This window comes from Halogeometricum sp. CBA1124 (assembly GCF_009741955.1).
GTDB lineage: Archaea > Halobacteriota > Halobacteria > Halobacteriales > Haloferacaceae > Halogeometricum > Halogeometricum rufum.
In genome coordinates this window covers 1-8860 of record NZ_WPCD01000154.1, presented here as the reverse complement: position 1 = coordinate 8860, position 8860 = coordinate 1, and the positions used below count along the sequence as shown (strand labels likewise).

Genomic DNA, 8860 nt, shown 5'->3' with positions numbered 1-8860 from the left:
CGAACCGAGGAGGTTCGACGGGTTCGGGTCGGCGATGACGACGACGCCGACGAAGCCGAGGAGGACGCCGACGGCACCGACGGGCGAGAGGCGGTCCGCCGAGGCGGTCATGCGGGTGAGCGCCGGCGTGATGACCGGGATGAGGCCGAGGAGGACGGCGGCGACGGCGCTCCCGACGTACACCTGCCCGGAGAACAGGAAGGCGTGGTGGACGCCGATGTTGAGCGCGCCGCCGGTGAGGATGGGAAACCACTCGGCTCGGGAGGCGGGTCTGAGCCGGTCGCTCCGCAGGAGAGCGACGCCGAACAGGACGGCGGCGGCCACGTCGAAGCGAACCGCGGCGAACAGCGCGGGCGGCAACGAGTCGAGCCCCACCTTCGTGACGACGAAAGCGGTGCCCCATATCGCAGAGAGAACGAGGAAGACGACGGTGGTCCGGTGACGCATCGCTCGCCTCGAAGCGACGAACCGCCCTGAATGACTCGGTTCGCCCCCGCGTCGCGTCGGGCGTTCGAGCTCGGGTCCCACGCCGCCTTCGACGGCGTCAGGCCGCCGATATCGGGGGCGTGAGCGTCCGTGTCACCGGCGGAACCGAAGGAACAAGATTTTATGCCGGCCGAGGGTAGTTCCGGACACCATGAGCAAGAAGTCGAAGGCCAAGAAGAAGCGTCTGGCCAAACTGGAGCGTCAGAACAGTCGCGTCCCCGCGTGGGTCATGATGAAGACCGACATGGAAGTCACGCGAAACCCCAAGCGTCGCAACTGGCGGCGGAGTGACACGGACGAGTAAGCGATGAGTGCAAGCGACTTCGAGGAGCGCGTCATCACGGTGCCGCTCCGCGACGTGAAGGCCGTCCCCTCGTACGAGCGTGCGGGTCGCGCGATGAAGCTCATCCGCGAACACCTCGCACAGCACTTCTCGGTCGACGCCGAGGACGTCCGTCTCGACCCCGCCATCAACGAGGAAATCGGCGGCCGCGGCCGGCAGAACCCGCCGAGCAAGTTCCGCGTTCGCGCCGCTCGATTCGACGAAGAGGGCGAACAGGTCGTCGAAGCCGAACCGGCCGAATAACGGTGCTTCGCGCCTCCTTCGCTGGCTCGGCCTACGTCGGCGTCTTCGCCTGCGTGACCGACGACGTGCTCGTCGTCCGTCCGGACGCCGAGGACGACGTCGTCGACGCGATGACCGCGGAACTCGACGTGCCCGCGGTGAAGACAACCGTCGGCGGGTCCGGAACCGTCGGTGCCCTAGCGATGGGTAACGGCCACGGCATCCTCGTCTCCGCCCGCGCGACCGAGCGAGAGAAGGAGACCATCGAGGACGCCGCCGGCGTCCCCGTGAGCGAACTCCCCGGCCGCATCAACGCCGCCGGAAACGTCGTCCTCGCCAACGACACGGGCGCGTACGTCCACCCGGACCTCTCCGAGGACGCCCTCGCCGTCGTCGAGGACGCCCTCGGCGTCCCCGCCGAACGCGGTGACCTCGCGGACGTCGGACCGTCGGCACCGCCGCCGTCGCGTCGAACGACGGGGTGCTCTGTCACCCCAAGTCCCGCGAACCCGAACTGGAAGCGCTCGAGGAACTGCTCGACGTGCGCGCCGACATCGGGACGGTCAACTACGGCGCACCGCTCGTCGGCTCCGGGCTGGTCGCCAACGAAGCCGGCTACGTCGTCGGCGAGGAGACGACCGGGCCGGAACTCGGCCGCGTCGAGGACACGCTGGGCTATCTCGACTGACGCCCGCCCGTCCTCGCTCTCTTCCTCCACGCTCTCGTCTCCGAGTCGTCACCTCGGGCGTTCGATTCGTCGCTCCTGCGAACGCTACTCCGAGTAGGAAGATACTTCCCGCTCGCGGGCCGAGGATGCGGGTATGAGTCAATTTACGGTGAGCGGCCAGTTCCAGAGCCGCGACGGTTACAGCAAGTTCCAGACCGCCGTCGAGGCGCCGAACGAGAACGTCGCCCGCGAGCACGTCCTCTCGAACATCGGGAGCCAGCACGGGCTCAAGCGCACGCAGATCGAGATTTCGGAGGTGTCGGCCGCATGATGGGCGGTATGGGCGGTGGCGGCGGCCAGCAGCAACTCCAGCAGCTCTCGCAGGAACTGCAGGCGATCGACGAGGAGATAACGGAGCTCGAAGGCGACGTCGATGACCTCGAGCAGGAGAAGAACGAGATAGACGAAGCCGTCGAAGCCATCGAGACGCTCGAGACGGGTTCGACCGTGCAGGTGCCCCTCGGCGGCGGCGCGTACCTCCGCGCCGAAGTCCAGGACATCGACGAGGTCATCGTCGACCTCGGCGGCAACTACGCCGCAGAGCAGGAGTCCGGCGACGCCATCGACGCCCTCCGCACGAAGCAGGACGCGCTCGACGAGCGCATCGCGGAGGTCGAGGGCGAGATTTCCGACCTCGAAGACGAGAGCTCGGAACTCGAACAGCAGGCTCAGCAGATGCAGCAGCAGATGCAGCAACAGCAGATGCAGCAGATGCAGCAGATGCAGGGCGACGAAGACGGCGAGTAACGTCGGCGACCCACCTTTCCACGCTTTCACATGTTCGACGGACTGAAAAAGAAGCTCAACAGTTTCCGCGAAGACGTCGAGGACACCGCCGAGGAGAAGGCCGAAGCGCAGGCCGAGGCCGAGGAGGCCGCGGCGGACGAGGCTGCGGCCGACGCTCCCGAGAACGCCGAGGAGGCCGACGCGCCCACGGGGTCCGAGACGCACGACGCGGACGCCGAGACGGTGGCGACCGACGAACCGGCCGCCGGCACCCCGGACGCCGCCCACGGCGAGACCGAATCCGGTGAGACGACCGCCCAGATGCCGGGCGAAGACCCCGGCGGCGTCTCCCTCTCCGAGAGCGCAGACGAGACGCCCGCACGGACGGGCGACGCCGACACCGACGCGCGGACGCCGCCGGAGTCGGAGCCGGCGACGACGCCCGAACCGGAGTCGACGGACGCCGACGCGGTCGAACCCGCCGACGACGCGTCGACGACGCCGCGACCGACGCCGACGACGAGGAGGAACCGCCGCGCGAGCGACTCGCCTCCGACGCCGCGAGCGAGGCCCTCGAAGCCGACGAGAAGCGGTCCGCCGGCGCGGGCCGACTCAAGCGCGCCGCGGCGTTCGCCACGGGGAAGATAATCATCGAGGAGGAGGACCTCGAAGACCCCCTGTGGGAACTGGAGATGGCGCTGCTCGAGAGCGACGTGGAGATGCACGTCGCAGAAGAGATTCTGGACACCATCCGCGAGAAGATGATCGGCGAGTCGCGCCGACAGGTCGAGACGATGGGCCAACTCGTTCAGGAGGCGCTTCACGACGCGCTCTACGACGTCATCAGCGTCGGCCAGTTCGACTTCGACCAGCGAATCGCGGAGGCGGACAAGCCCGTCACGCTCATCTTCACCGGCGTCAACGGCGTCGGGAAGACGACGAGCATCGCCAAGATGGCCCGTTACTTCGAGAAGCAGGGGCTCTCGGTCGTCCTCGCCAACGGCGACACCTACCGGGCGGGGGCGAACGAGCAGATTCGCAAGCACGCGGAGAACCTCGACACGAAGCTCATCTCGCACGAACAGGGCGGCGACCCGGCGGCGGTGCTCTACGACGGCGTCGAGTACGCCGAGGCCCACGACATCGACGTCGTCCTCGGCGACACCGCCGGCCGCCTACACACCTCCAACGACCTGATGGCGCAGTTGGAGAAGATAGACCGCGTGGTCGACCCGGACATGACGCTGTTCGTGGACGAGGCCGTCGCCGGGCAGGACGCCGTCGAACGCGCGAAGAAGTTCAACGACGCCGCCGAGATAGACGGCGCCGTCCTCACGAAGGCGGACGCCGACTCCAACGGCGGCGCGGCCATCTCCATCGCCTACGTCACGGGCAAGCCCATCCTGTTCCTCGGCGTGGGACAGGGCTACGACGACATCGAGAAGTTCGACCCCGAGCGAATGGTCGACCGCCTCCTCGGCGACGAGGAGTGACGGTCGCGCGACTGTTCTCGAACTCCCGACGACGACGGTTTCGCGCCCGCGACTCCGACGTTTTCGGACCGTGTTTATCGCTTCGCTGACCCCTTCGTTTCCACTCCAGCACCGGCTCCTCAGTCGATGGCGACGCCGACGCCGAGCGCGACCATCACGCTCCCGCCGAGCCAGCTCAACCCCGACGAGAAGCGCGAAGACGACAGTATTCGGCCGACTCGCCCGGACGCCACCGCGACGACGGTGAGGTACAGGGCGGTGAGCGCGGCGTACGTCGCGCCGAGGAGCAACATCCGCGCGTCCGCACCGGAACCGCTCCCCGCGAACCCCGGCAGGAAGGCGAGGAAGAACAGCGCGACTTTCGGATTGAGGGCGTTGACGAGGACGCCGCGGCGGAAACTCGCCTCGGCGTCCGTCTCTATCGCGGGGTCGAACTCGTCGTCGCGAACGGCGGAGACGCCGAGGTAGACGAGGTAGACGGCGCCGGCGTACTTCACGAGGCGGTAGGCCGTCGGCGCGGCGCGCAGGAGGGCCGCGAGTCCCAGTGCCGCGGCGGCGGTGTGGACGAGGACGCCCGTCGAGATGCCCAGCGCCGACCGGACGCCCGCGCCGCGGCCCTGCATCCCGCGGGCGAGGACGTACATCGTGTCCGGCCCGGGGGTGAGGATGAGTGCGACGGCGGCCCCGCAGAACGCGAGGAACGTCGTCGTCGTCAGTCCGGCGAGTGCGCCCGTCATCGTCTCCGGTTCGCGCCCCGGCGGACTAAAAGGCCGCGCTCAGGGCGACACCTGATTCTCCAGTCCCGTCCACTCGCCCGTCTCCGCGACCCGTTCGACGTTGCGCGCGAGGACGTCCGCCCGTCGCGTCCAGTAGTGCGGCGTGTAGCCCGAGACGTGGGGCGTGATGAGGACGTTCTCGAAGTCCCACAGCGGGTGGTCGCGCGGGAGGGGTTCGGGGTCGGTCACGTCGAGTGCGGCGGCGCGGACGTAGCCGCGGCGAATCGCGCCGACGAGAGCGTCCGTGTCGACGACGCCGCCGCGGCCGACGTTCACCACCGCCGCGTCCGTCGGCAGCGAGTCCAACGCGTCGGCGTCTATCAATCCCCTCGTCGTCTCGGTCAGGGGGCAGGCGAGGACGAGGTAGTCCGTCCGCACCAGCGCGGACTCTATCTCGTCGAACCCGACCACCTCGTCCGTCGGGCCGCCCTTCGACGGCGTGTAGCGCACGCCGACGGTGTCGACGCCGAACGGTTCCAACCGCTCGACGACGGCCCGTCCGATGGCCCCGAGACCGACCACCGTGACGGTCGACCCCCGGAGTTCGCCGAACGCCTGGAACTGTCGCCACTCCCGCCGTTCCTGCCGGCGGATGCCCTCGTCGAGACTGCGCGCGAGGGTGAGCAGCCACCCAAGGACGTGTTCGGCGATGTTCGGCCCGTGGACGCCCGAGGCGTTCGTCACGGTGACCCCGCGTTCGCGGAGTCGGTCCAGCGGCAGGTGTCGGTCCCGGCCGACCCGGCGGCGAACAGGCGCATCTCCGTGGCCGCCGCCAGCACGTCGTCCGGGAGGCGGATGCCCGTCACCACGTCGGCGTCGCCGGCGGCCGCTACCGTGCCGTCGGCCGTCCGTTCGTGGCGGACCGTGGCGTCCGGGAGACGCTCTCGCAGTGCGTCGGCGTACTCGGAGGCGGGGATGCCGTGCGCCGGGTCGTCGAGGACGAGGAGTTCGGTCATCGTCGGTATCCTCGGCCGGTCTCGGGATAGTGCTTTGCCCGCCGGCGGTTCTGGGCCGGTGCGTCCGGCGTTCTCGTTCGCTCGACACTCGGGCACGACCCCCCTCCTCGCTCGCGGGCGGACACGCGGCTTCGACGGTCCGGACTCGGAATAGCGACGGATAAAGCCTTTACACCGGCGGCGGCGTAGGGAGAGACAATGGTACTCGACAATCTCGGGAGTTCCCTCCGCGGCAGTCTCGACAAACTGCAGGGGAAGTCCCGCCTCGACGAGGAAGACGTCGAGGAGATCGTCCGCGAGATTCAACGCTCGCTCCTCTCTGCGGACGTGGACGTGAACCTCGTGATGGACCTCTCCTCGTCCATCGAGGAGCGCGCGCTGAACGAAGAACCGCCCGGCGGCACGTCCGCCCGCGACCACGTCCTCAAAATCGTCTACGAGGAACTGGTCGGCCTCATCGGCGAGTCGACGGAGATTCCGCTGGAACCGCAGACCATCCTGCTGGCCGGCCTGCAGGGGTCGGGCAAGACCACCACCGCCGCGAAGATGGCGTGGTGGTTCTCCACGAAGGGCCTGCGCGCGGCCGTCATCCAGACGGACACGTTCCGTCCGGGCGCGTACGATCAGGCCAAGCAGATGTGCGAACGCGCGGAGGTGGAGTTCTACGGCGACCCCGAGGAGGAGGACCCCGTCAAAATCGCTCGCGACGGACTGGAGGCCACCGAGGACGCCGACGTCCACATCGTCGACACCGCGGGTCGCACGCCCTCGAAGACGCCCTCATCGACGAGATAGAGCAGATAGAGGGGGCGGTGAACCCCGACCGCTCGCTGCTCGTCCTCGACGCCGCCATCGGGCAGGGCGCGAAGGACCAGGCGCGCCAGTTCGACGACTCCATCGGCATCGACGGCGTCGTCATCACGAAGTTGGACGGGACGGCGAAGGGCGGCGGCGCCCTGACCGCGGTGAACGAGACGGACTCGTCCATCGGCTTCCTCGGCACCGGCGAGACGGTGCAGGACATCGAGCGCTTCGAACCCAACGGCTTCATCTCCCGCTTGCTGGGGATGGGCGACCTGAAGCAGTTGTCCGAACGGGTCGAACGCGCGATGGCCGAGACCCAAGAGGAGGACGACGACTGGGACCCCGAGGACATCATGAAGGGGTCGTTCACCCTCAAGGACATGCAGAAGCAGATGGAGGCGATGAACCGCATGGGTCCGCTGGACCAGGTTCTCGACATGATTCCGGGTCTCGGCGGCGGGTTCAAGGACCAACTGCCGGACGACGCGATGGACGTCACGCAGGACCGGATGCGGTCGTTCGACGTCATCATGGACTCGATGACAGAGGAGGAACTGGAGAACCCCCGCACCGTCGGCGCCTCGCGCGTCCGACGCATCGCCCGCGGGTCCGGCAAAGACGAGGAGACGGTGCAGGAACTCCTCGAACAGCACAAGATGATGGAGCGGACCATCAAGCAGTTCCAGGGGATGGGCGACGGCGACATGCAGCGGATGATGAAGAAGTTGCAGAATCAGGGCGGCGGTGGCGGCGGCGGACTCGGCGGCATGGGTCCGTTCGGCGACTGACCGCGCCGTCCGACCCGCTCGACCCGTCTCCCGCGTTGACCCCGCTCGACCCGTCTCCCTCGACAGTCTCACCGCGCTGACACGCCGCTCCGGGTAGGAGGAGCTTAACCGGTCCTCGACGCCCGCTCAGGCCGGAAGCCGACCGAACCCGCGCTGGGGACACCTGTCAGTCTTACCCGCTCTCTACTAATCCGCGTCCCCGCGCACAGTCCGCACATGCACGTCGGAGACTGCGCCAGTCACTGTCGGGACGTTCTGGACGAAGTGGGCGACGCCGTCGTCGCCGACCGGTCGGTGTTGCGGACGATTCTCCTCGGCTACCTCTCCCGCGGGCACGTCCTCCTCGAGGACGTCCCCGGGACGGGCAAGACGCTCACCGCGCGGTCGTTCGCCACCGCACTCGGCCTCTCGGCCTCGCGCGTGCAGTTCACGCCGGACCTGCTCCCGTCGGACGTGACGGGCACGCACGTGTTCGACGAACGCTCGCGGGAGTCGAGTTCCAGTCCGGTCCCATCTTCGCCAACGTCGTCCTCGCCGACGAGATAAACCGCGCCTCGCCGAAGACGCAGGCCGCGTTGCTGGAGGCGATGGAGGAGGGGCAGGTGACGGTGGACGGCGACACGTACCCGCTCCCGGACCCGTTCTTCGTCATCGCCACCCAGAACCCCGTCGAACAGGAGGGGACGTTCGAGTTGCCCGAGGCGCAGAAGGACCGCTTCGTCGTCAAGACGAGTCTCGGCTTCCCCGACGAGGCGGGCGAACTCGAACTCATCGACCGGCGCGCCGAACGCCACGAACAGTCGCCGACGGCGAGTCGGGTCTGCGACGACCGGACGGCGACGGACGTCCGTACCGCGCCCGAACGGGTCCACGTCGAACGCGACGTGCGGAAGTACGTCGTCAGCGTGGCCCGCGCGACGCGCGAGGACCACCGCGTCCGGGAGGGGGTCTCACCGCGGGCGACGCAGCGACTGTTCGAGGCGGCGCGCGCACTCGCGGCCATCCAGGGGCGGGAGTTCGTGACGCCCGACGACGTGAACGCCGTCGCCAAGCCCGTCCTCGCGCACCGTCTCACGCTCACGCCCGACGCCCGCGTCGGACAGGTCGACCAGCGAGGCGTCCTCGAAGACGTCCTCGACGGACTCACGGTCCCGTCGGTGAACGCGCGCCGACGGGCGCAGTAGCGGTAGTAGTGAACTGTTTTCGACGGCTCCGCGCCGTCAGGCTCAGCGGTTCGAGAGGGCGACCAGCACCGCGACGGTGCCGCAGAGCAACAGCAGCAGTCCGACGAGGGGCACGTCGGTGACGTTCAACTCTCTGACGGCGAGCGTCGCGCCGACGACTGCGCCGCCGTAGAGCGCCGTCGCCGCCGTCCGCGTCACCTCGACGGGCCACGTCCGGCCGCGCACGCCGACCTGTTCGCCGAGCGAGACGGCCCGTTCCCCGGCGTCCCACGCCACGACGGCGGCGACCATCGCGCCGAGGAGGGGGAGCGCGCCGACGTCGGTCAGCACGCCGCCGAGGACGACGGCGACGGTG

The 8860-nt window shown here is 68.9% G+C and carries 6 protein-coding genes and 6 pseudogenes; 8 read left to right on the top strand and 4 right to left on the bottom strand.

What is annotated here, in order from left to right; genetic code table 11:
• Window positions 1-447, bottom strand: a 447-nt coding sequence (locus tag GJ632_RS15855; protein ID WP_191453458.1) for a DMT family transporter, incomplete at its 3' end; no start/stop codon positions are given.
• 190 nt (window positions 448-637) lie between these two features.
• Between GJ632_RS15855 and GJ632_RS15850 the strand changes: the two genes are divergently transcribed.
• From GJ632_RS15850 to ftsY, 6 genes and pseudogenes are all read left to right on the top strand, one after another.
• A complete protein-coding gene (locus tag GJ632_RS15850) occupies window positions 638-790 on the top strand; it encodes a 50S ribosomal protein L39e (protein ID WP_006055503.1) in 153 nt (50 codons plus the stop codon).
• 3 nt (window positions 791-793) lie between these two features.
• A complete protein-coding gene (locus GJ632_RS15845) occupies window positions 794-1072 on the top strand; it encodes a 50S ribosomal protein L31e (protein ID WP_089803913.1) in 279 nt (92 codons plus the stop codon).
• 2 nt (window positions 1073-1074) lie between these two features.
• Window positions 1075-1739: pseudogene (locus GJ632_RS15840) on the top strand (translation initiation factor IF-6).
• Window positions 1740-1872: 133 nt separating this feature from the next.
• Entirely contained in the window at window positions 1873-2049 is a 177-nt protein-coding gene (rpl18a, locus tag GJ632_RS15835) for a 50S ribosomal protein L18Ae (protein WP_191453457.1), read from the top strand.
• Window positions 2049-2525, top strand: a complete 477-nt coding sequence (pfdA, locus tag GJ632_RS15830) for a prefoldin subunit alpha (RefSeq protein ID WP_231751608.1) — start codon at window positions 2049-2051, stop codon at window positions 2523-2525. Before rpl18a ends, pfdA begins: the two co-directional genes overlap by 1 nt.
• Before the next feature lie 30 nt (window positions 2526-2555).
• A pseudogene (gene ftsY, locus GJ632_RS15825) lies at window positions 2556-3997 on the top strand (signal recognition particle-docking protein FtsY).
• 119 nt (window positions 3998-4116) lie between these two features.
• Here the strand turns inward: ftsY and GJ632_RS15820 are convergent.
• Together GJ632_RS15820 and GJ632_RS15815 are read right to left on the bottom strand one after the other, a co-directional pair.
• A complete protein-coding gene (locus GJ632_RS15820; RefSeq protein ID WP_191453456.1) occupies window positions 4117-4734 on the bottom strand; it encodes a LysE family translocator in 618 nt (205 codons plus the stop codon).
• A gap of 39 nt (window positions 4735-4773) precedes the next feature.
• Window positions 4774-5729 (bottom strand): annotated as a pseudogene (locus tag GJ632_RS15815) (D-2-hydroxyacid dehydrogenase).
• A 198-nt stretch (window positions 5730-5927) separates the two neighbouring features.
• On the opposite strand from GJ632_RS15815, the pseudogene GJ632_RS15810 reads away from it, so the two are divergent.
• Both GJ632_RS15810 and GJ632_RS15805 read left to right on the top strand, forming a co-directional pair.
• Window positions 5928-7321 (top strand): annotated as a pseudogene (locus GJ632_RS15810) (signal recognition particle protein Srp54).
• Window positions 7322-7537: 216 nt separating this feature from the next.
• A pseudogene (locus GJ632_RS15805) lies at window positions 7538-8505 on the top strand (AAA family ATPase).
• Between the two features lie 42 nt (window positions 8506-8547).
• Here GJ632_RS15805 and GJ632_RS22285 read toward each other — a convergent pair.
• A pseudogene (locus GJ632_RS22285) lies at window positions 8548-8860 on the bottom strand (hypothetical protein); the annotation flags it as partial.

Coding starts and splice junctions, on each gene's coding strand:
- GJ632_RS15820 (WP_191453456.1), bottom strand. CDS start 4,734: ATGACGGGCGCACTCGCCGGACTGACGACGACGACGTTCCTCGCGTTC.
- GJ632_RS15845 (WP_089803913.1), top strand. CDS start 794: ATGAGTGCAAGCGACTTCGAGGAGCGCGTCATCACGGTGCCGCTCCGC.
- GJ632_RS15850 (WP_006055503.1), top strand. CDS start 638: ATGAGCAAGAAGTCGAAGGCCAAGAAGAAGCGTCTGGCCAAACTGGAG.
- pfdA (WP_231751608.1), top strand. CDS start 2,049: ATGGGCGGTATGGGCGGTGGCGGCGGCCAGCAGCAACTCCAGCAGCTC.
- rpl18a (WP_191453457.1), top strand. CDS start 1,873: ATGAGTCAATTTACGGTGAGCGGCCAGTTCCAGAGCCGCGACGGTTAC.